Origin of the sequence: Amycolatopsis sp. lyj-112 (assembly GCF_046549055.1) — a bacterium.
Classification (GTDB): domain Bacteria; phylum Actinomycetota; class Actinomycetes; order Mycobacteriales; family Pseudonocardiaceae; genus Amycolatopsis.
Genome location: NZ_JAJPWS010000015.1, coordinates 155,394 through 175,351 on the forward strand (window position 1 = coordinate 155,394; position 19,958 = coordinate 175,351).

Sequence of the window (19,958 nt, forward strand, 5' to 3'; positions counted from 1 at the left end):
CCATGCTTTCGGCTCGTTCCGTCGCGGTCGGTCACGGCCGTAGCCCGTTGCTCACCGGCGTCGACCTGGACGTCGAGCCGGGAGAGATCGTCGGTCTGGTCGGCCCGTCCGGCTGCGGCAAGACGTCGCTGGCGCGTGTCCTCGCCGGGTTGAACCGGCCGCTGGAAGGCGAGGTGCGCATCGACGGCCGGGTGGCGATGCTCTTCCAGTCCCCGCGCCGGTCCTGCGATCCCCGCCTGACACTGCGCCGGTCCATCGAGATCTGCGCGGCCGGCCCCGACGTCGACTGGGAACGCTTGTGCGCCAAGGCGGATCTCCCGATCGGGCTGCTCGACCGGTTCCCGCGCCAGGTGTCGGACGGGCAGTTGCAACGGGCCGCGATCGCCCGCGCGCTCGCCGGTGAACCGGGCTATCTCCTGTGCGACGAAATGACCTCCGCCCTCGATCCGGCGACGACCGCGGCCGTCGTCACGACCGTGCGCCGGGCCGCGGACGACGGCCTCGGCGTGCTCTTCATCAGCCATGACCTGCCCTTGGTCGGTGCGTGCTCCGATCGCGTTCTCGAAATCCGGGACGCGCTTGTCGCACCGTCCGCCACCCTGTCCACAAGAAAGGCCGCCCGTTCATGAACCCCTCGCTGCATATCCTCACGCGCACGGATCTGCACAACCTCGAACTCGCCCCGGACGAGGCGATCACCATGGTCGAAGACGGCTATCTGGCCTACGCGGCCGGAAAGTCGCGCAACCCGGCGAAGCTGATGGTGCCGATGCCGGACCCCGCGCGGGACGCCGTCACGTACTCGATGCTCGGCTACGACGGCTCTCTCGAGCAGGCCGCGTTCAAGACGAGTTACCGGCAGGGCAGCACGTCGGCCGAGAAGTACTACACGACGATCACCCTCTACGACGACACCACCGGCCTGCCGTTCGCGCTCATGGACTGCCACCGCGTCGGCGCCACCCGCACCCCCGCCAGCACCGCGCTGATCGCGCGTTCCTGTGCCCGCCCGGACGCGCGGACCGCGCTCATGGTCGGCACCGGCGCTCAGGGGATCCGGACCCTGCCGTACCTGCTCACCGCACTGCCGGGCCTCGAACGCCTGCGGCTGTTCGGCACGCATCCCGACGGACTCCGTGACAGCGTCGCCGCGCTGAAGGACCAGTTCCCGGACCGTGAGGTCGAACTCGTCGACGACGTCGAAGCCGCGGCGCGCGAGTCCGACATCGTGGTCGCCGCGTCGGGTCGCGCCGCGCATCCGAAGATCCGCCTCGGCTGGCTGCCGCCGGGCGGGCTGCTGATCTCCGTCGCCAGCAAGGGAGTTCAGGAGGGCACGCTCGCCGAGGCCGACTACACCGTGGCGACCAACGCCGCGCAGGTCGAGGTGACCGGGCAGCGGATGGCGGGCCCGGACGGCGTGTTCCGCCTCGACGCCGAACTGCCCGAGATCCTCGCCGGCCGCGCACCGGGCCGACGCGGCGCCGAAGATCGGGTGTTCGCCTTCAGCAGCGGCATGATCATCACCGACATCCCGGTGGCCCACGCGCTGGCCGCGCGTGCCATCGCGGCGGGCCGCGGCCGCGAGGTGGCCCTGTGGACCTGATCGACACCCTGTCCCCGCCCTTGCCCGCGCTCGAACGCCCCTGGGCTCACAAGGTGCGTGACTCGGCGACGCTGTGGGAGATCGCCCGCGGCGTCGGCGGTGGCCCGTTCCACGTGATCCATCCGGATTCCTTCGCCGAAAACCTCGAAGGAATGGTCGCCGCGCTCGCCGCCGAGCGAGTGTCCGGCACCGTCTACTACGGGAAGAAGGCGAACAAGGCGGCCGCGTGGCTGCGCGAGTGCACCCGTCCCGGCACAGGGGTCGACGTCGCGAGCGTGCCCGAATTGGTGCACGCCCTCGGCAATGGTCTGCGCGGGGAGGCGATCGGGGTGACCGGTGCCGCCAAACCGGACGGTCTCCTCTGGCTCGCCCTGCGGCATCGCTGTCTCATCGCGGTGGACGCGGCCGACGAACTGGAACGCCTCGCACGACTGGCGACGGAGATCGGCGAGACCGCCGAGGTACTGCTGCGCGTGCGTCCGCCGTCCGCACCGGAGAGCCGGTTCGGCTTCGATCCCGACGCGCTGACCGCGGCCGTACGGCAGTGTGAGGGCCCGGTTGTCTTGCGTGGTTTCTCCTTCCACCTGGACGGTTACGACCCCGTGCCGCGGGCGGAACTCGCCGCGTACCTGATCGATCTCTGCCGGGACGCCCGCGCGCTCGGGCATCCCGCGTCGAAGATCAGTATCGGCGGCGGGATCGCCGTGTCCTATGTGGACTCCGAGGACTGGGCCCGGTTCGAGTCCGGCAGGCACGACGGCTGGTTCCACGCCTGCCGCAATCCGGCCAGAACCTATCCGTACCACCAGGCGCCGACCGGCGCGGCGATGGTCACCGCCATCCTGCGGCACGAGATCGACGGCCTCCCGCTCGCGGACCGCCTGCGCGCGTCCGGGATCGAGCTGCTGCTCGAACCGGGCCGGGCGCTGGTCGACGGCGCAGGGTTCTCGGTCTTCCCGGTGCTGGGCTGCAAACCGGCCGGAGATCACCTGATCACCACGATCGCGGGCCTGTCCATGAGCCTGTCCGAACAGTGGAAGGGCAGCGAGTTCCTGCCCGACCCGGTCCTCGTCCGTGCCGGTGCCCCAGACCCGGCGGCCGCGCGGGTGCGCACCATGGTGGCGGGCTCCAGCTGTATGGAGTACGACGTCCTGACCTGGCGCACGGTGGAACTGCCCGCGCGGCCGAAGACCGGCGATCTGCTCGTGTACCCCAACACCGCCGGCTACCAGATGGACAAGAACGAGAGCGGTTTCCACCAGCTTCCCTTGCCGCCCAAGGTAGTGGTCGACGGCGACCGCTGGCATGTCGACACCGACCACCCGATCCAGGAGATCCGATGACCATCGTCCGGCGCGCGTCCGACCTGATCGGGGACACGCCGCTGCTGGAGCTCGCGCGCACCGGTACCGGGACCCGCCTGCTGCTCAAGCTCGACCAGCTCAATCCGACCGGCTCCTGCAAGGTGCGCATGGCCCGGCAGATGATCGACGACGCGGAACTCGACGGCAGGCTGCTGCCCGGCGGGCATATCGTCGAGCCCACCTCCGGCAACACCGGGAACGGGCTCGCGCTGGTCGCGCTGGAGCGCGGCTACCGGTTCACCGCCGTGGTCGACCACCACGCCGCCCGCGAGAAACTCCGGATGCTGCGCGCACTGGGCGCTGAACTGGTGTTCGTCGACTGCCGGGAGGACGGCGGGGTCAGCTCGGTCCAGCGGAGGGAGATCGCGGCCAGGATCGCCGCCGAAACCGGGGCCTACCATCCCGACCAGCACAACCATCCCGGCAACGGCAACGGATACACCGGGCTGGCGGCGGAACTGGTGCAGCAGGTCGGCACCGTCGATGTGCTCATCGCGGCGATCGGCACCGGCGGTTCGCTGTGCGGTACGGCCCGCGCCCTGCGGGTGGCGGGTGCGGGCACCCACGCTGTCGCGGTCGAACCGGTGGGCTCGATCATCTTCGGTGGCGCGCCGGGGATCTACCACCAGACCGGCGCGGGCAGCCCGGCCGGATTCCCGGTGGGGGACAACGTGGACCGGTCGGTGATCGACGAGGCGCACCGCGTGTCCGACAGCGACGCCTTCGCCGGTGCCCGCGTCGTCGCCCGGCGCACCGGCGTCCTGGTCGGCGGGACCACCGGCGGCGCGATCCATGTCGCGCTGCGGCGGCTCTACTCCTACCCGGCCGGAAGCACCGTCGTCGTGCTGTGCAATGACGCGGGGGAGAAGTACCTCGACTCGGTGTACGACGACGACTGGTTGCGGGCGCGCGGGGTCCTGGACGAACTCGCCCATCGCCGGGTGGAGCGCTGGTTCACCACCTACGCCGTTTCCGTGCGGGTGGCCACGCGCGATCGCTGTCCCCTGCCGGTACCGATGGCGGTGAGTGCGTGAGCACGGCGGTGAAGGCGCCCGCGGCGGCGAGCGGATACCGGGCGCTCGTCGCGCTCGCGGCGCCGATCGCGGGGATCCAGCTGGCGCAGGTGGCGCTCACCAGCGTCGACCTGGCCATGCTCGGGCTGCTCGGCGTGACCGCGGTGGCCGCGGGCGGCCTGGCGATCCTGCTGTACAACCAGATCCGCACGATGTGCGTCGGCATGGTCACCGGCGTCGGGAACCTCGTGGCGACGGCGGCCGGTGCGGGCGAACTCCGCACCGGCACCGGTGAACTCGACGAGCGGGCACGGCGGGAGATCCGGTCGCTGCTGCGGTCGGCGCTGCTCGTCGCGAGCTTGACCGCGGCGATCGGCGTCGCCGTCCTTTGTGGACTCGCTTCGGCTTTGCCGTTGCTGGGCCAGAAGCCGGAGATCGTCTCGCTCGCCAGGGCGATGATGTTCGCGCTGGCGGGCGGCCTGTTCCCGATGGTGTGGCTGAACGTGCTGCGCCAGTTCGCCGTCGGGCTGCGGCGTCCAGGGTCTCTTCTGGCGGTGACGCTGGTGTCGATCGCGGTCAACGCCGCCCTCAACGCCGCCTTCATCTACGGCTGGGCGGGCCTGCCCGAACTGGGCGTCACCGGTGTCGGCCTGGCGACGACGGTGGTCCAGTTCTTCACCCTCGCGGTGTTCGCCTCGGCCGTCCGCCGGGACCCGCTCCTGCGCCCCATGGTGTCCCTGGCGCTCTGGCGCGCGGATCCGGCGGTGGTCCGGAAGATCGTCCGGCACGGGACCCCGATCTGTTTCACCTACGGATCGGAAGCCGCGATCACCTCGATCGCGACGATGCTGATGGGCGCTTTCGGGCCGGCCATGCTCGCCGCGTCGAACGTCGCGAACCAGCTCGCCTACATCGTCTACCAGGCCAATATCGGGCTGTCGCAGGGATCGTCCATTCTGGTCAGTCGCGCGGCCGCCCAGGGGGAGAGGCGCCAAGCCCCGACGATCGCGCGTCAGGCGCTCACGCTGTCGTGGACCTTCATGGCGGTGGTGAGCCTGGGATACCTGGTGGTGCCTCAGTTGCTGCTCTGGCCGTTCCTGCACGGCGAGGCCGGCGAGTCCGACACAGTGGTGCTCGGCACCGCGTCGACCCTGCTGTTGTTCGCCATCGCGCAGCAGTACAGCAAGGGAACCCAGAACATCCTCGTCGGCTTGCTGCGCGGGCTCGGCGACACCGTTTCCGGGCTCCGTTGCACCCTCGTCGGATATTGGGTGGTCGGTGTACCGGCCATGGCCCTGTGCGCCTACGTTTTCGCTTGGGGCGGCTGGGGTGTCTGGGCCGGTCTGTGTCTCGGTTTCACGGCGACCGCGGTCCTGCTGGGCCGGCGATTCGCTGCCCTCGATGCTCGCTAGCCCGCCCAAGCCTCATGGAGCGCTTCGCCGCCGCTGACGATTTCCGCGGGCCCGGCCAGACCGGTGACCACGTCGGCGGCGGTGCGCAGGAGGACGCGGGCGACCATCGGATCGATCGCGCCTGCCAGCTGGGGAACGCTGGTCCGGAACGCCACCCGGTAGGTCACGGAACTGCCGCCCGGCTCTTCGGAGATCACCCACGAGCCCCCGAAGGACACGAAGTCGCCGTCGGTCTGTTCGAAACCGAGACGAAGCGGGCCGGCTTCGGTCGACTGGGTCCAGCGAGCGACACCCTCTCGAAACGCGAGGACGTACTCGTGGAGGTCTTGCCCGACCGCTTCCACGGCGAGGATCTCCGGGGCGACATCAGGGAAGTGTTCCTGCGCTCGCAAGCGTTCGAAGACGTCGTCCGCGGGCAGAGCGGTGGACAGGGTGATCGCGTACTCCGTCATTTCCGGCCTCCCGTGACGATGTTGACGCCTTGCAGACGGGTCGTCCGCAGCATCAGGTAGTTGGCCTCACCGAAAGCGCCGCCGGTCAGGCCGGTGCCGCCGTGGGTGGGCAGGAACGGCCGGAACGCGGAATGCGAGTCGTTGATGTTGACGACGCCGCAGTCCGTGACCTCGTCCGCGATCTTCCGCACGACCTGGTCGTCCTGGGCCCAGAAGGAATTGCGCAGCCCGTAGGCGTTTTCGCCGACGAACCGCAGGACGTCGTCGAGCAGCACGTCATCGTCGCCGGGTTCCGGGACGACCACGGGCACCAGCGGCGAAAAGGTCTCCTCACGGACGGCGCGGGTCTCCCGGGCGGTCCGCAGCCCGTCCACGCGGAGCACCGCCGGTTCGACGAACAGCCCGGTGTCGGACGGCTTGCCGTCGACCTCGAGCCGTCGTCCGCCGTGCAGGAGCCGGGCGCCTTTGCCGACGGCGTCGGCGATGTCGGCGAAATGGGCGCCGGCCATCAGCACCGGCGTGAGTACGGTGTCCGGGTCGTCGGGGAAGCCGGGTTTCGTCCGCGTGGCGGCGTCGGTCAGCCGGTCGAGCAGTTCGTCCGCGACGGCGGGATGGGCGATGACCTGGTTGGGGATATTGCAGATCTGCCCGGACTGGCGGAAGTTCTCGGTGATGGACTCCACGGCGCCGTCGAGATCGGCGTCGTGCCAGACCACGCAGCAGTCGTTGCCCGCCAGTTCGAGGATCGGTTTCTTGCCCGCCGTGACCGCGGCCCGTTCGAAGTCGAGTCCCTTGGTGCTCCCGCCGACGTAGACGATGTCGTTGACGTGCGGGCTCTCCAGCCAGAGGTCGGTCATCGGCGGTCCACAAAGGATGTTGAGCACGCCGGGTGGCGCACCCGCCTCCTCCAGGACGGGGACGACCACCTCGCGGAGCGCGTACGTGGTCGCCAGCGGGACTCCGCGTGGTGCGCGCACCACGACCGCGTTGCCCGCGATCAGCGCGGTGACACCGAAGAGCGCGTTGGGGGTCGAAGCGTTCTGCGGCGGGTTCACGCAGACGACGCCGTCGGGGACGCGGCGGACCGTCGCATGCCGGTTCTCCGTCCGCCGCGAGGATTCCATCTGATCGGCACACCAGTTCAGCGTCTCCGCGCTGAAGTCGGCGTACCAGTACTCGTCGATCGTCGGACCGGCGAGCGCCCGTGGCTGACCTTCGGCCACCAGCAGCTCGACGAGGTCGTCGCGCTTTTCCCGCAGCCGTTCCCCGATCCGGACGCCCAGCGCGACGCGGTCGCGCAAGGGGACGCGGGCCCATTCGGGCGCGGCCCGCGCCGCCGCCTCCACGGCGTGGCGCGCCATCGCGTCGTCCGCCAGCGCGCAAGCGCCCACGACGGCCGGCCCCGCCGAACGCGGGTCGATGCGGCCGGTGTCGAGATCGCGTTTGAGCGCCAGCGCGCCGAAGGTGTCCTCCAGGACGGCTCGTGCGGTGACAGTGTGCACGTAGCGGCCCTCAGGGTGTTCGACGTCCTTGCCGTCGATGTAGGCCGGGTACCTCAAGATCTCTCCTGCGGTCATCGCCGCATCACCTCTTCCTCGTGGGCCCCGACCGTGGCTTCGGCGATCGCCGCCGCCTGGCCGCGGATCTCGGGGACCGCGGTGCTTTCGAACTCCTCGCCCCGGCGTAGCGCGCCGAGGGTGTAGATGCGCTGTCCGTCGCCGTGCCGTCCGAGCACACGCCCGTCCCGGCCGGTGGCCATGCCCAGCCCGACCTGGTCGGGCCGGGCGGTGCCCTCGGTGAACAGGCGCCGCAGCAACGGATCCCCGGCGTCCGTGCGGAATCCGGTGGCGTTGACCAGCCAGCCGACCGGAAGCTTCCGGCGGCCCGACGGGGTCGCGAGGCTGACGTCGAACCCCGCCGGGGTGGGCCGCACGTGGTCGACCCGGCCGCGGTGGAGGCGAAGCCGTCCGGAGCGCAGCAGTTCCCGGGTCCGGCGGTGGGTCGCCGGAGCGGCGCGATGACGGTGCACGTCCCAGAACCGGTTGACCCGGTCGAGGAACCGCCGCCGTTCGCCGGGCTCCAGTTGCCGCCACAGGCGCGCGGTGTGCGGACGCAGCCTGTCGACGAACTCGCGCCAGTGCTCCGGCTCCTGTGCCAGGCAATGGCGGGCATAGCCGAGCAGGTCGCGCACGGAAGCCGCTCGTTCCGGCGGTTCCGGCACGGTCGCGGTCTCCGGTGGAGGCCCGCTCCGGTGCGGCCGGGGCAGCAGCCCGTGCCGTGACACGGCGTGCACCACCGTCTCCGGATGCGTGCGGGTGACCGAGACGGCGATGTCCATCATGGACAGACCGGTACCGAGGACCAGCACCGGCGATCCGTCGGCGGTCGCTTCCGGCCCCGCGCTCCGCCACGGGTCGGCCACATAGCGGTCCGACCCGGCGGGCAGCAGGCCCGCCAGTGGATCGCCGTGCCCGGCACCGGGGGCCAGCACGACGGTGTCCGCCCGGACGGGGGCGGGGCCGTCCAGTTCGACGGTCACGCCCCCGTCCTCGTCCGGCCTCAGCCCGGTGGCGCTCGCGGTGATCCGCTCGACCGTGGCGACGCCGGCGGCCCGTTCTTCCTCGGCCACCAGCGTTTCGGTCAGGTAGCGCCCGTACTCGCCACGGGGCAGGAAGGTGCCGTCTTCGGCTTCCCGGCCTCGCGCCCGGTTCCAGCGGACGAAGTGGCCGGGATCGTCGTGGAAGGCACTCATCTTCCCCGCCGGTGTGTTGAGCAGGTGAGCGGGATCGGTGGTCCGGTAGGCCACACCGGGCCCGAACTCGCCTCCTCGGTCGACGAGGACGAGGTGCAGACGCCGTCCGTGCCGGATCGCCGCGCGGAACAGGTGCAGGGCCGCCAGCGCGCCGCTGGCGCCGACCCCGATCACCGCGACCCGCGACGATTCAGGCATCCCCGGCCCCGGTGGTCACCGCCGACAGCGCGTCGCCGAGCATCCCGGCGGCCAGGGTGTCGCCGTCCTGCGGATCGATCAGCAGGAACGAACCCGTTGCCGCGCAGTCGGTGTACGCGTCCGTGGGCAGGGCGTCCGCCACACGCAACCGGACCTGACCCATTTCGTTGAGCACCAGTTCGTCCGGACGGTCCTCTGTGGACAGTTGCTGTTCCTCGAACCGGGAGACCAGCTCGGGGACGACACAGGACGTGGTCCGCGTGCCGTGCTTGAGCAGGGCGCGTGCGCCGGGGCGCAGCGGAGTCCCCGCCAGCCAGCAGATCGTCGCGTCGAGTTCCTGCGCCACCTCGGGACGGCGGGCGGCTTCGGCGATGAGGTCGCCGCGGGAGATGTCGACGTCGTCGTCCAGCACCAGGGTCACGGGGGTACCGGCCGGGGCCTCGTCGACCTGACCGTCCGGGGTGTCGACGGCGGCGACGGTGGTGACCTTGCCTTCGGGCAGGACCACCACCTGGTCGCCGGGACGAACCCGGCCGGCCGCCACCTGGCCCGCGTAGCCGCGGTAGCCCTGGTCACCGTCGCGCAGCACGTACTGCACGGGCATCCGGAACCCGACGTCGCAGCCGCGCTGGTCCGGGGTCACCCGTTCGAGGTGATCCAGCAGCGTGGGCCCGTCGTACCACGGGGTCCGGCCGGACCGGGTGACCACGTTGTCCCCGGCCAGCGCGGAGATGGGGATCGTGGTGACCTGGTCTTCGGCGTAGCCCAGGGAAAGCGCGTGCGCGACGAACTCGTCCCGGATCGCCTCGTGGACACCCTCGTCGAAGCCCACGAGATCCAGCTTGTTCACCGCGAGGGTGATGCCGGGGACACCGAGCATCGCCATCACCGCGAGATGCCGCCGGGTCTGGGGCAGGACACCCATTCGCGCGTCGGTGAGCAGGACCGCGTGGTCCGCCGTCGAGGCGCCGGTGACGGTGTTGCGCAGGTACTGCACGTGCCCCGGCGTGTCGGCGAGGACGAACGTCCGCCCTGGCGTCGCGAAATAGCGGTACGCGACGTCGATCGTGATGCCCTGTTCGCGTTCCGCGCGCAGACCGTCGACCAGCAAGGACAGGTCGGGGTCGGTCAGCCCGCGTTCTGCGCTGCTGCGCAGCACCGCGTCGAGCTGGTCGCTGAGTACCGACTTGGTGTCGTAGAGCAGCCTGCCGACCAGGGTCGATTTCCCGTCGTCGACGCTGCCCGCGGTCACCAGCCGCAACAGATCCGAAGTCATCAGAAGTAACCCTCCCGCTTGCGGTCTTCCATGGCCGCCTCGGAGATGCGGTCGTCCGCGCGGCTGGCGCCGCGTTCGGTCAGCCTGCTGGCCTTGATCTCGTCGATGATCCCGGCGATGGTGTCGGCCTCGGATTCGACCGCGCCGGTGCAGGAACCGTCGCCGACGGTCCGGTAGCGCACCAGCCGTTCGACGAGTTCCTCGCCTTCGGCCGGGCCGCCCCACGGTCCCGGCGTGAGCCACATGCCGTCGCGTTCGTGCACCTGGCGGCGATGAGCGAAGTACAGGTCGGGCAGCTCGATGCCGAGATGTTCGATGTAACGCCAGACGTCCAGTTCGGTCCAGTTGGAGATGGGGAAGACCCGGACGTGTTCACCGGACTTGTGCCTGCCGTTGTAGAGGTTCCACAGTTCGACCCGCTGGCGCTTGGGATCCCAGCGGCCGAAGGAATCGCGAACGCTGAAGACCCGTTCCTTGGCACGGGAACGCTCCTCGTCGCGGCGGCCTCCGCCGATCACCGCGTCGAAACGTTGTTCCGCGATGGTGTCCAGCAGCGGCACCGTCTGCAGCGGATTGCGCAGCCCGTCCGGACGTTCCTGGACGGCGTCGCGATCGATCCAGTCCTGGACGGCGGCGATGTGCAGCCGCAGGCCGTACCGCTCGACGAGTTCGTCGCGGAAGGTCAGGACCTCGGGGAAGTTGTGCCCGGTGTCGACGTGGACGAGCGTGAAGGGCGGGGTGATCGGGGCGAAGGCGCGGATCGCCAGGTGCACCAGCACCGTGGAGTCCTTGCCGCCGGAGAACAGCAGCGCGGGCCGGTCGAACTCGCCGGCGACCTCGCGCAGGACGTGGATCGCCTCGGCCTCCAGCGCGGAGATCCCGGCCCCGACCCGGTCCGTGGTGGGTGCGCTCATCGGAGAATCGCCTCCTGCTGCTCTCGTTCGCACCGGTCCAGGGCGCGCTCGATCATCTGCAGACCTTCTTCGACGTCGCAGTCGGACGTGTCGACGCGGACTTCGGGGCTCGAAGGTGCCTCATAGATGTCGCTGAAGCCGGTGAGCCCGGCGACCTCGCCGCGTTCCGCCTTGGCGTACAAGCCCTTCACGTCGCGCTCGACGCAGACGTCGATGGGGGCGTGCACATGGACCTCGACGAAGTTCAGGCCTTGGCCTTCGTGGTCGGCCCGGACGTCGGCGCGCGCGGTCCGGAACGGGGCGATCACGGAGACCACGACGAGTACGTCGTGGGAGGCGAGCATCGAGGCCAGTTTGCCGATCCGCCGGATGTTCTCGATCCGGTCTTCCCGGTCGAAACCGAGTTCAGGGAACATCTCCCGCCGGACGACGTCGCCGTCGAGGTGCTCGACGGCGCGATGGCCGCGATGGCGTTCGGCGAGCTTCTCGCCGAGTGTCGACTTGCCGGAACTGGGTAGTCCGGTCAACCACAGCGTGGTGGTCATGGGACTCCTTCCTTCCTCTTCCTGAGATCGATGGTCAGGGTGCGTACTCGCGGCCCAGCAACTGCCGGGCGACGACGAGCTTGGTGGCGTTCTCGGTGCCGTCGGCGATTTCCTGGCCGACGGCGTCGCGCAGGCGCCGGGCCGCCGGGTTGTCCTCGCTCCAGCCGCGGTGGCCGAAGGTGAGCAGCGCCTGGTGCGCCGCTTCGACTCCGACCCGGGGCGCCCACCACTTGGCCATATTGGCTTCGGTGCGATGGTCGAGCCCGGAGTCCTTGCGCCACAAGGCTTCGTAGGCGAGCAGACGGGCGGCACGCACCCGGGTGGCGTGCTCCACCAAGGGGAACGCCACCCCCTGATGCTTGCCGATGGGGACGCCGAACGAGGTGCGCTCGCGAGCGAAGGCCAGGGCGTCGGCCAGCGCGGCGTCCGCCGACGCGACGGCCAGGATCGCGATGAGCGCGCGGGAATGGTCGAAACCTCGCATGACGCCGACGAATCCTTCGCCGACCTCGCCGACGACGTCGTCCTTGCTCGCCGGGTAGTGGTCGAACTCGATCGTCGCCCGTCCACCGGCGCGGGCACCGAGGTCGGAAAACCGCTCCCGGCGTACCTTCGGATGGTCCAGCGCCAGGTAGAAGGCGGTGACGCCGCGGGCGCCGTCGTCGCTCGTCCTGGCGAAGACCAGTCCGTGTGTCGCGTGCGCGCCCAGCATGATCGACGTCTTAGTGCCGGTGAGCGCCCAGCCGTCGCCGTCGGGTTCGGCCCGCAGCCCGATCGCGGCGGCGTCGGTGCCGTGCTCCGGTTCGGTGAGCACCAGCGCCACGACCGACTCACCGGCCGCGACCGGCGGCAGCCACTGCTCCTTCTGGCCGGTCGTTCCGTTGCGGTCGATGATGCCGCCGATCAGGGCCGCGTTGAGCACCGGGTAACAGGCCGTCGCCTCGGCCTTCGCCAATTCCTCCACGGCGATGCCGGCCTCGACGGCGCCGAGTCCGCGCCCGCCGTGGCTTTCCGGGACGCAGAGGCCGGTCAGCCCGGCCCTGCCGAGTTCCTCGAAGAACCCCGGCGGGAACGTTTCCTCCCGGTCGTTGTGCGCGGCGCCGGGGGCGACGCGTTCGGCGGCGAACGCCCGGACCTTCTCGGCCAGCGCCCGTTGTTCGTCGGTGAATGCGAAATCCATGTCGTGCCTCTCAGCTGGTGGCCAGCCGCTCCCGCAGCTTGAACTTCTGGACCTTTCCGCTGGGTGTCTTCGGCAGCGCCTCGGCCTCTTCGACGCGTTCGGGCCAGTACTGCTTGGCCATCCCGAGCCCGTCGAGGTGGTCGCGCAGTTCGGGCAGCCGGGGCATCCCGTCCGACGGCACGATCACCGCGCACGCCCGTTCGCCCAGCCTGTCGTCGGGGTAGCCGATGACGGCGACGTCCTTGATCGACGGATGCCGCAGCAGCGCCGCCTCCACCTCGACCACCGGAACCTTCTCGCCACCACGGGAGATGACGTCCTTTTCCCGCCCGGCGATGCGGATCCCGCCGTGACCGTCGTCGCGGGCGAGGTCCCCGGTGTCGAACCAGCCGTCGCCGGTCAGGTTCTCGGCGTAGACCTCGGGACGGCGGTAGTAGCCGAGGCACTGGGTCGCGCCGCGCACCTGGAGGTGGCCGGTCTCGCCGGCCGGAACCTCCGTGCCTTCGCCGTCGACGACGCGGATCTCCATCCCCGGCACGGCGGAACCGTCGCTTTCGGCGGCCCGCATGAGCGGATCCTCGGGCCGGGTGATCGTCGGCGCGCCGTTTTCGGTCATCCCCCACAACGCGTACAGCCGGCAGCCCAGCACATCGCGAGCCTGCTCGACGAGCACCGGCGGGATCGGCGCGCTGCCGGTGGCGAAGGTCCGCAGGGCCGAAAGATCACGGCGTCCCGCGCGCTGCCGGTCGATCAGGTCGACCAGGAACGGGGGAGCGCCCATGAAGAAGGTGACCTTCTCCTCCTCCAGGATCCGCAGCATCTCATCGGCGTCCCAGTTGTCGATCTGCACGCCGGTCGCGCCCAGCAGCAGCGGCATGGTGAAGTTCCAGGTCCACCCGGCGTTGTGCGTGGTGGGCGAACCCATCGCGGTGACCTCGTCGCCGCTCAGGCCCAGCGCGTCGATCTGCATCCGGTTGGTGGCGTGCAACGTGTTGTGGCTGTGCAGCACGCCTTTCGGCTCGTCGGTGGTGCCGGACGTGAACATCAGGTAGGCGACGTCGTCCGGCCCCGCTCCGCGGCCTTCGATATCGCCGGTGATGGCGCCTTCGGTACCTGGTTCGCCCAGCAGCGCGGTGTCGAAGTCCAACGCGCCCTCGAGCCCGGTGGAATCCGGCGGTTCGCCCGCCGCGCCCACGAGGATCCGGTGCTTGATCGTCGGCGTCGTCTCGGCGACGTCGGCGCTCAGCTTGGCGTGGGAGAAGTTCCGGTGCCGGACCGGTCCTATGTAGACCGGGCTCTCGGTCAGGCCGGTCATGAACGCCAGTTCGCGACGGCGCATGATCGGCAGGACCGGGCCCGCGATCGCGCCGATCCTGGTGCACGCCAAGGTGGTCGCGACCAGCTGCCAGGAATTCGGCAACTGCATCGTGACGACGTCGCCGTGTTCGACGCCCAGGCCCGCGAGCCCGGCGGCGATCCGCCCGACGCGGCGTTCGAGTTCTTGGTAGGTCAGGGTTTCCGTCGCGCTGCCGTCGGTGTGCCGGATGACGATCGCGCGGCGATCGGGATGCGCGCGGGCGGCGCGGCGCAGGTCGTCGAGGAGGGTTTCCTCGGCACGCCACCACGCTTCGGCGAGATACTTTTCCGCCAGTGCTTCGGTCATGATGCCTCCTTCTGGCTGTTGGACGGCTCAGACGACCGCGCGAGTGTTGCCGCCGTCGGCGAGCAGCAGCGTGCCGGTGACGAACGCGGCCTGCCTGCTGGCCAGGAACGCCGCCAGCGCACCGAAATCACCGGGATCGCCGACCTTGCGCACCGGCACTTCGGCGGCCGCGGCACTGGGATCGCCGCCGGACGGGCCGCGCAGGGCGGGCGTGTCGTGGTAGCCGGGGGCCAGGACGTTGACCGTGACCCCGCTGTCGCCGAAGGCGTGCACCAGGTTCCGCGCGTAGCCCAGCAGGCCGAGGCGGGCGATCCCGGAGAGCGCGTTGTGCGGCATCGGCTGCCGGACCGATTCGGACGTGATCATCAGGACCCGCCCCCAGCCACCACGCTTGAGATGCGGAGTGGCCGCGTTGACCAGCGTGACATGCGGGATGAACGCCGTGTCGAACGCCTGCCGGAAGTCCTCGGCGCCGAAACCTTCGACAGGGCCCTGGTTCACCCCACCGGTGTGGCCGACCACGATGTCGATGCCGCCGAACTCGATCGCGGTCTCGGCGACCCAGCGTTCGACCGCGGCGACGTCGGCCATGTCCGCGACCTGGCTGTGCACCCGGCCGCCGCCGATCGCTTCGAGTTTTCCGTGCGCGTCGGCGAGCCTGTCGGCGTCACGGGCGCAGATCGAGACGTCCGCGCCCTCGGCGGCCAGTGCTTCGGCCACTCCGAAGCCCAGCCCACTGCTCGCGCAGGCCACCATCGCGACCTTGCCGTCCAGTCCGAGTTCCATCAGATCTCCTCTCCGGCGCGGACGCCGTAGCCGTAGCGGAGCAGTTGCGGCCCCGCGGCGACCGTGGTCAGTGCCTTCGGTTTCCAGTCCAGTTCCCGGTGCCACCGGCGATCGGCCCGGATGGGCACCCGGCCATGGCGGAACCGGTCGGGATTGCCGGTGACGGTGTGGTTGACCCCCAGTTCGACGGTCCCGTCCGGGGCCACCGGGTTCATCCCGCTGATCCCCGCGAACCGCATCACCTCGCCGATGACGTCGCGGGGGCTCTCGGCGAAGTCCTCGTGCCGGATCCGGAGGTAGCGGTCGCGGCCGGCGGCGGCGAGCAGATCGGACGCCGCGTTGACCGCGGTCCAGTAGCCCGTGCTGCGCGCGGCGCTCATCCGCGTCACGTACTCCTTGTCCTTGCGGTAGGAGAACGCCGTCGCGCGGGCGTCGCGGACCACGTGCAGCACCCGCAGGTCGAGGTCGCGGCGGCCGAGCAGGGCCGCCGCCTCCGCCGGATATTTCGAACCGTCGACGACGACGTCGGCGACCGCCGCTTCGGCCGCGGCGCGGTACAGGTCGGTGGTCAGCCCGGTCAGCCAGGCCACGTCCGGCGGAATGGACCGCACGCCGAGCGCTTCGGCCAGCCGGGCCGGCGTGTGCCGGGCCCGGAACCGGGCCGACTGGACGGCGTCGGCGGCGGCCGCGGCGTGCCTGTCGGCGACGACGCCGTCCGTCAGCACCTGTGACCACAGTGGACAGTCGAGGACCGGTTCACCGCAGCCGCAGCTGGAGTTCGTCCCGGTGCCGAGAATCCCGTTGCGCCACAGGTAGTACAGCTCACCCGCGTGCAGTGCGCGATGCGCTTCGCCAAGGACGTTGCCGATCATGGTGCTGCCGCAGCGGAGCATTCCGGTGATGTAGAGCACCTTCATGTCCCGGCGCCTTCCTGCGAGAGCAGGACCATGTGCTGCGGGAGGTGCACCGCCAGCCCCATCCGGCTGCTGGCCTCGAGCAGGTCGCTGCCGTCTTCGGCGGCGCCGCGCCGGAGGGTCAGGGTGGAGATCTCCGGGTCGAGGAAGGTCGTGGCGGCGCGGAAATCGCCCAGCAGCACCTGATTCCTCGCGATCATCCGGGTCCGCGAGATGCGGATGCCGGCCTCGGCGAGTTTGCCGAGCAATCCCGATTCGACGGCCTGCCAGTACACGGCGTTGTGCGCCACGATGCCGTCGCACGAGCCGCCGGTCTCTTCGACCATCGCGGCCGCGTCGGTGAGCAGATCCACCGGTTCGCGTTCGGTTCGCAGCACTCGTGAGCCCGGAAGGCCGGCCAGGCCCGGAACCGAGCCGTCGTCGCTGCCGTGCAACAGCACCTGGTTCTCGGTGGTACCGAAGCGCACCAGCAGCCGGTAGTCGATGAAGGAGGCCAGCAACCGCGGGTGATCCAGCAGTCCCGGCGGAACCGGCAGGGCCACACCGATGTCGGTCAGCTTCGCCTCGCCGAGCATCGGCTTGAACTGTGCCTCGGGAGAGGTCGCGAACGTCGTGCCGGAGACCTCGCGGCGGTCCTGCTCGGGGCGCGGTTCGTGGATGTAGTGCGCGTTGCCGTCGCGGATGGTCGCCATCTTCATCAGCTGCCGCACCGTGTACCGGGGCCGGTCGGCGAACAGCGGGAACGCCGTGGGCAGGTACGCGCGGAAGGTGACGGTGACGTCTTCAGTGCCGGAGCCGAGCGTGGCGGCCTGCGCGAATTCCGAGCCCGGCGTGCTTTCCGTCATCGCGGGATCGGCGAGCAGCTGCCGCTTCTGCTTGACGGGGGACGTGGTCTGAGCTGTGGTCATTGCTGCCTTTCTCGGTGGTGGTGGAGGTGGTCAGGCCGCGACGGCGACCCGGCCGTGCACGACGTCGCCGAGCTGGCGGGCGAGCCTGCCGGGATGCGGGTCCTCGAAGATGTTCCGGCCGATGGCGACACCGGACGCGCCCGCACGCATGGCCGAGGCCACCCGGTGCAGGAGCATCTTCTTCTGCGGTACCGGCGGACCGCCCGCGACGATGACGGGGATCGGACAGGCGCGGACGACGTCCGCCATCGCCTGGCCGGAACCCGGATAGCTGACCTTGACCAGATCCGCGCCGAGGTCGGCGGCCAGCGTGGCCGAATGGGTCACCAGCTCGGGATCGCTGGAATCGGTGATCTGCGGCCCCCGCGCGTACATCATGGCCAGCAACGGGATTCCCCAGCGATCGGTGTGCTCGGCGACGCGCGCGAGATCGGCGACCTGCGACGCCTCCTCCTGGGAACCCATGTTCACGTGGACGCTCACCGCGTCCGCGCCCAGCCGCAGCGCGGCTTCCACACTCGTGACGAGATACTTCGCGTCCGGGTCCGGGGCATGCGCGGTACTGGCGCTCAAATGCACGATCAGCGAGGTATCGGCGAAGCGCGCCGGGTCGAGATGGCGTGCGGTTCCCTTGTGCAGCACGATCGCGTCGACGTCGGCGTCGGCGAGTTCGCCGACGAGCCGGTCGAGCGAATCGTCGGGGGTGACCGGGCCGTTGGCCACGGAATGGTCCAGCGGGACGATCATCAGCCGTCCGTCGCGGTTGTCGTCCATCCTGTCCAGGCGTAGTCGTGCGCCGAAGGATTGGGGCTGACTCACCGGAACTCCTTTCTGCTCAAGCCGGGATGACCGGCGTGGTGGTGTCCGCCTCGTCGAGGCCGAAGCACTCGTAGAGCACGGTCACCGCTTCGTGGACGCGCTCGCGCGGGACCAGGAACGTGGTCCGGGCCTGGGCGCAGGAGACGCATTCCGCCGCGATGTCGGCGGTCGCCAGTGCGGACAGCCCCAGCGCGGTGAGCCCCGGCCTGCTGAGCAGCCCGGTGCCCACGGCCGAAACCCGGCCGAGTTCCCGGCGCACGACGACCGAACAGTCGAGCGCCTCCCGGACGGCGTTCACCGCCGCGTCCCGCAGGACGTCGGACACACAGAACTCCATGCGCAGTGGCGCGCCGGGCGGGGCGGACCACACGACCGAGTCGAGTGGGATCTGGACTCGCGCCAACGCGTCGAGCACCTGGGCGCTGCCTCGCACCCGGTCGCATTCGGCCTCGATCGCCACGACGGAGACACGTTCGTCGTGGGTCACGGCGATGACGCCGGCTCGTCCTTCGAGGACTTCCGCGTCGAGCATCGTTGCTCCCTTTCCGATGATGGTGCTGCCTTCTCCCCGGCCGGACGCGTCGCGGACGACGATGTCGATCCCGTGCGCGGCGGCGAGTTCGACCGATCGCGGATGCAGGACGCGCGCTCCGGAGAACGCCATCTCCGTCATGACCGGCGCGGGCAGGCTGTGCAGCAGCCCGGCTTCCGGCACCACGCGGGGATCGGCTCGCCGTACGCCTTCCACGTCCGTGTAGATCTCGCAGACCGGTGCCTCGAGCGCGACGGCCAAGGCCACCGCGGAGGTGTCCGACCCGCCGCGGCCGAGGGTGACGATCGCGCCGGCCGGATCCAAGGCCTGGAAACCCGCGACGATCACCACCTGGCCGCGAGAAAGCCGGTCGTGGATCCGGCCGGCCTCGACGGAGGCGATCACTCCCGCCCCGGGCCTGCCTACCGCCCGGAGGCCCGCTTCCGGCCCCGACAGGGAAACCGCGGGAATGCCCAGATCCCCCAACGCGATGGCCAGAAGCGCGGCCGACGCGAGTTCGCCGGTCGCCAGCAGTTTGTCCAGCTCCCAGGGATCCGGGATGTCGCTGGTTTCGACGGCCGCGCGAACCAGATCGTCGGTCGTGTCACCGCGTGCGGATACGACGACGACCAGCGGAGTGCCCTCACGGTGGATCCGCGCGATCCGGCGGGCGACGGAGGCGACCTCGGCCGCGTCGGCCAAGGACGAGCCTCCGTACTTCAGGATCCTGATGTCCATTTCGCTCCGTCCCCAGAAACCGGGCAAGGGATTTCTTCCGTCGGTGAAAGGTTGCCCGCTGAGGCGGGCGCTCCCACTCGCGTAAATCCGTGAACCTGGGGAACGGGGCAGGCGACGGCGAGCTGAGTGAATGCGTGTACCGGTCACTGAAACAGGGGAGTGCGGATGGCGTAGTCCGACGTTTTTCCAGTTCGGACGCCTGTGCTGGGGGTATCGGCCCCGATCTGAGCAGGGGTTTGGCGGCTTGGTGGCATTGGTTGGGCGGCAGGGCGTGGGCAGGAGAGGGTGCCGTCCCTTGGTGAGGAGGGGCGAGGGCGGCCGCCTGGGTGCGTTGCCGTCTTTTGGCAACGGGTCAGATCGGCGGCGGTTTTCGGTGGTGCGGCGGCTTGGTGGCAGAGGCCTTGCCGTTTTTCGGCAACAGCCAGAACGGTGGCGGCTTCACCGTGACGTGAAGCCTGCGGAGCGTGGCTTCTTCTCGACGGCGTGCCTGCGGACGTGCCGGGTGGCCGTAGAAGGTCGTGCGGTATCGCCGTTTTTCGGCAACGGGGTCAGAAGGGTGGTGGTTCGTCGGTGATGCGGGGTTCGTGGAGTGGTGGAGGCGTGCTGGTGTGGGTCTGCCCGGTCGGTGTGGTGATCGTCAACGTTCCGTCGGGCGCGAGCCGGTAGTTCCAGCCCGGCGCATCCTTCAAGCGGTGGTCACGGCGGCAGAGGTCGATGAGGTCGGCGGCGTCGGTGTTGCCGTGGAATTGCCACGGCACGGAGTGGTCGATGTCGCAGGCCTGGGCGGGTCTGTGGCAGCCGGGTCTTCGGCATTCACGGTCCCGTACCCGGACGAACTCGTCGAGCCCGGCTGTCGGCTGGTACCGATCCCGGCCCAAATCCTTGACCT

Annotated in this window: 19 protein-coding genes; 5 read left to right on the forward strand and 14 right to left on the reverse strand. The window is 70.2% G+C overall.

Translation table 11 applies throughout. The features are described from left to right. The first annotated feature begins 2 nt into the window (after positions 1–2). Genes ACLJRL_RS34785 through ACLJRL_RS34805 form a run of 5 tightly spaced genes read left to right on the forward strand, consistent with a single transcriptional unit; the run spans position 3 to position 5,392 of the window. On the forward strand, positions 3–629 hold the full coding sequence (locus tag ACLJRL_RS34785; RefSeq protein ID WP_410660606.1) for an ABC transporter ATP-binding protein: 627 nt from the start codon (positions 3–5) through the stop codon (positions 627–629). Continuing rightward, complete coding sequence (locus ACLJRL_RS34790) at positions 626–1,603, forward strand: ornithine cyclodeaminase (RefSeq protein ID WP_410660607.1); 978 nt, start codon at positions 626–628, stop codon at positions 1,601–1,603. The genes ACLJRL_RS34785 and ACLJRL_RS34790 overlap by 4 nt, the downstream gene beginning before the upstream one ends. Continuing rightward, entirely contained in the window at positions 1,594–2,946 is a 1,353-nt protein-coding gene (locus ACLJRL_RS34795; RefSeq protein ID WP_410660608.1) for a Y4yA family PLP-dependent enzyme, read from the forward strand. Before ACLJRL_RS34790 ends, ACLJRL_RS34795 begins: the two co-directional genes overlap by 10 nt. Next, positions 2,943–4,001: a PLP-dependent cysteine synthase family protein gene (locus ACLJRL_RS34800; RefSeq protein ID WP_410660609.1), complete on the forward strand. Its 1,059-nt coding sequence runs from the start codon at positions 2,943–2,945 to the stop codon at positions 3,999–4,001. Before ACLJRL_RS34795 ends, ACLJRL_RS34800 begins: the two co-directional genes overlap by 4 nt. Further along, positions 3,998–5,392, forward strand: coding sequence for an MATE family efflux transporter (locus ACLJRL_RS34805; RefSeq protein ID WP_410660610.1), 1,395 nt, complete (start codon positions 3,998–4,000; stop codon positions 5,390–5,392). Before ACLJRL_RS34800 ends, ACLJRL_RS34805 begins: the two co-directional genes overlap by 4 nt. Here ACLJRL_RS34805 and ACLJRL_RS34810 read toward each other — a convergent pair. From ACLJRL_RS34810 to ACLJRL_RS34875, 14 genes are all read right to left on the reverse strand, one after another. Next, complete coding sequence (locus tag ACLJRL_RS34810) at positions 5,389–5,844, reverse strand: SRPBCC family protein (RefSeq protein WP_410660611.1); 456 nt, start codon at positions 5,842–5,844, stop codon at positions 5,389–5,391. The genes ACLJRL_RS34805 and ACLJRL_RS34810 overlap by 4 nt on opposite strands. Beyond that, positions 5,841–7,421: an aldehyde dehydrogenase family protein gene (locus ACLJRL_RS34815; RefSeq protein ID WP_410660612.1), complete on the reverse strand. Its 1,581-nt coding sequence runs from the start codon at positions 7,419–7,421 to the stop codon at positions 5,841–5,843. Before ACLJRL_RS34815 ends, ACLJRL_RS34810 begins: the two co-directional genes overlap by 4 nt. After that, entirely contained in the window at positions 7,418–8,794 is a 1,377-nt protein-coding gene (locus ACLJRL_RS34820; RefSeq protein ID WP_410660613.1) for an FAD/NAD(P)-binding protein, read from the reverse strand. Before ACLJRL_RS34820 ends, ACLJRL_RS34815 begins: the two co-directional genes overlap by 4 nt. Next, entirely contained in the window at positions 8,787–10,070 is a 1,284-nt protein-coding gene (locus ACLJRL_RS34825; protein ID WP_410660614.1) for a sulfate adenylyltransferase subunit 1, read from the reverse strand. The genes ACLJRL_RS34820 and ACLJRL_RS34825 overlap by 8 nt, the downstream gene beginning before the upstream one ends. Beyond that, the gene (gene cysD, locus ACLJRL_RS34830) at positions 10,070–10,984 is read right to left on the reverse strand and encodes a sulfate adenylyltransferase subunit CysD (protein ID WP_410660615.1); all 915 of its coding nucleotides are present in this window, start codon (positions 10,982–10,984) and stop codon (positions 10,070–10,072) included. The genes ACLJRL_RS34825 and cysD overlap by 1 nt, the downstream gene beginning before the upstream one ends. Beyond that, positions 10,981–11,529 carry an adenylyl-sulfate kinase gene (gene cysC / locus ACLJRL_RS34835; protein WP_410660616.1) on the reverse strand — a complete coding sequence of 183 codons (549 nt, stop codon included), beginning with the start codon at positions 11,527–11,529 and terminating at the stop codon, positions 10,981–10,983. The genes cysD and cysC overlap by 4 nt, the downstream gene beginning before the upstream one ends. A gap of 34 nt (positions 11,530–11,563) precedes the next feature. Next, positions 11,564–12,709: an acyl-CoA dehydrogenase family protein gene (locus ACLJRL_RS34840; protein ID WP_410660617.1), complete on the reverse strand. Its 1,146-nt coding sequence runs from the start codon at positions 12,707–12,709 to the stop codon at positions 11,564–11,566. 10 nt (positions 12,710–12,719) lie between these two features. Further along, positions 12,720–14,372 (reverse strand): AMP-binding protein, encoded by a 1,653-nt coding sequence (locus ACLJRL_RS34845; protein WP_410660618.1) that lies wholly within the window; start codon positions 14,370–14,372, stop codon positions 12,720–12,722. 27 nt (positions 14,373–14,399) lie between these two features. Further along, a complete protein-coding gene (locus ACLJRL_RS34850) occupies positions 14,400–15,158 on the reverse strand; it encodes an SDR family oxidoreductase (RefSeq protein ID WP_410660619.1) in 759 nt (252 codons plus the stop codon). Continuing rightward, the gene (locus ACLJRL_RS34855) at positions 15,158–16,075 is read right to left on the reverse strand and encodes a sulfotransferase (protein ID WP_410660620.1); all 918 of its coding nucleotides are present in this window, start codon (positions 16,073–16,075) and stop codon (positions 15,158–15,160) included. The genes ACLJRL_RS34850 and ACLJRL_RS34855 overlap by 1 nt, the downstream gene beginning before the upstream one ends. After that, complete coding sequence (locus ACLJRL_RS34860; protein ID WP_410660621.1) at positions 16,072–16,980, reverse strand: family 3 encapsulin nanocompartment shell protein; 909 nt, start codon at positions 16,978–16,980, stop codon at positions 16,072–16,074. Before ACLJRL_RS34860 ends, ACLJRL_RS34855 begins: the two co-directional genes overlap by 4 nt. A gap of 30 nt (positions 16,981–17,010) precedes the next feature. Continuing rightward, complete coding sequence (locus ACLJRL_RS34865) at positions 17,011–17,799, reverse strand: 2-amino-3,7-dideoxy-D-threo-hept-6-ulosonate synthase (RefSeq protein ID WP_410660622.1); 789 nt, start codon at positions 17,797–17,799, stop codon at positions 17,011–17,013. Positions 17,800–17,815: 16 nt separating this feature from the next. Then, positions 17,816–19,069 (reverse strand): aspartate kinase, encoded by a 1,254-nt coding sequence (locus ACLJRL_RS34870; RefSeq protein ID WP_410660623.1) that lies wholly within the window; start codon positions 19,067–19,069, stop codon positions 17,816–17,818. A gap of 548 nt (positions 19,070–19,617) precedes the next feature. Beyond that, a partial coding sequence (locus ACLJRL_RS34875) for an HNH endonuclease signature motif containing protein (RefSeq protein WP_410660624.1) occupies positions 19,618–19,958 on the reverse strand: 341 nt, incomplete at its 5' end.

Excerpts from the sequence above, each read along its gene's own strand:
- ACLJRL_RS34850 (WP_410660619.1), bottom strand. The coding sequence starts at position 15,158 with ATGGAACTCGGACTGGACGGCAAGGTCGCGATGGTGGCCTGCGCGAGC.
- ACLJRL_RS34825 (WP_410660614.1), bottom strand. The coding sequence starts at position 10,070 with ATGACTTCGGATCTGTTGCGGCTGGTGACCGCGGGCAGCGTCGACGAC.
- ACLJRL_RS34785 (WP_410660606.1), top strand. The coding sequence starts at position 3 with ATGCTTTCGGCTCGTTCCGTCGCGGTCGGTCACGGCCGTAGCCCGTTG.
- ACLJRL_RS34860 (WP_410660621.1), bottom strand. The coding sequence starts at position 16,980 with ATGACCACAGCTCAGACCACGTCCCCCGTCAAGCAGAAGCGGCAGCTG.
- cysD (WP_410660615.1), bottom strand. The coding sequence starts at position 10,984 with ATGAGCGCACCCACCACGGACCGGGTCGGGGCCGGGATCTCCGCGCTG.
- ACLJRL_RS34790 (WP_410660607.1), top strand. The coding sequence starts at position 626 with ATGAACCCCTCGCTGCATATCCTCACGCGCACGGATCTGCACAACCTC.
- ACLJRL_RS34855 (WP_410660620.1), bottom strand. The coding sequence starts at position 16,075 with ATGAAGGTGCTCTACATCACCGGAATGCTCCGCTGCGGCAGCACCATG.
- ACLJRL_RS34820 (WP_410660613.1), bottom strand. The coding sequence starts at position 8,794 with ATGCCTGAATCGTCGCGGGTCGCGGTGATCGGGGTCGGCGCCAGCGGC.
- ACLJRL_RS34800 (WP_410660609.1), top strand. The coding sequence starts at position 2,943 with ATGACCATCGTCCGGCGCGCGTCCGACCTGATCGGGGACACGCCGCTG.
- ACLJRL_RS34845 (WP_410660618.1), bottom strand. The coding sequence starts at position 14,372 with ATGACCGAAGCACTGGCGGAAAAGTATCTCGCCGAAGCGTGGTGGCGT.
- cysC (WP_410660616.1), bottom strand. The coding sequence starts at position 11,529 with ATGACCACCACGCTGTGGTTGACCGGACTACCCAGTTCCGGCAAGTCG.
- ACLJRL_RS34870 (WP_410660623.1), bottom strand. The coding sequence starts at position 19,069 with ATGGACATCAGGATCCTGAAGTACGGAGGCTCGTCCTTGGCCGACGCG.
- ACLJRL_RS34840 (WP_410660617.1), bottom strand. The coding sequence starts at position 12,709 with ATGGATTTCGCATTCACCGACGAACAACGGGCGCTGGCCGAGAAGGTC.
- ACLJRL_RS34815 (WP_410660612.1), bottom strand. The coding sequence starts at position 7,421 with ATGACCGCAGGAGAGATCTTGAGGTACCCGGCCTACATCGACGGCAAG.
- ACLJRL_RS34810 (WP_410660611.1), bottom strand. The coding sequence starts at position 5,844 with ATGACGGAGTACGCGATCACCCTGTCCACCGCTCTGCCCGCGGACGAC.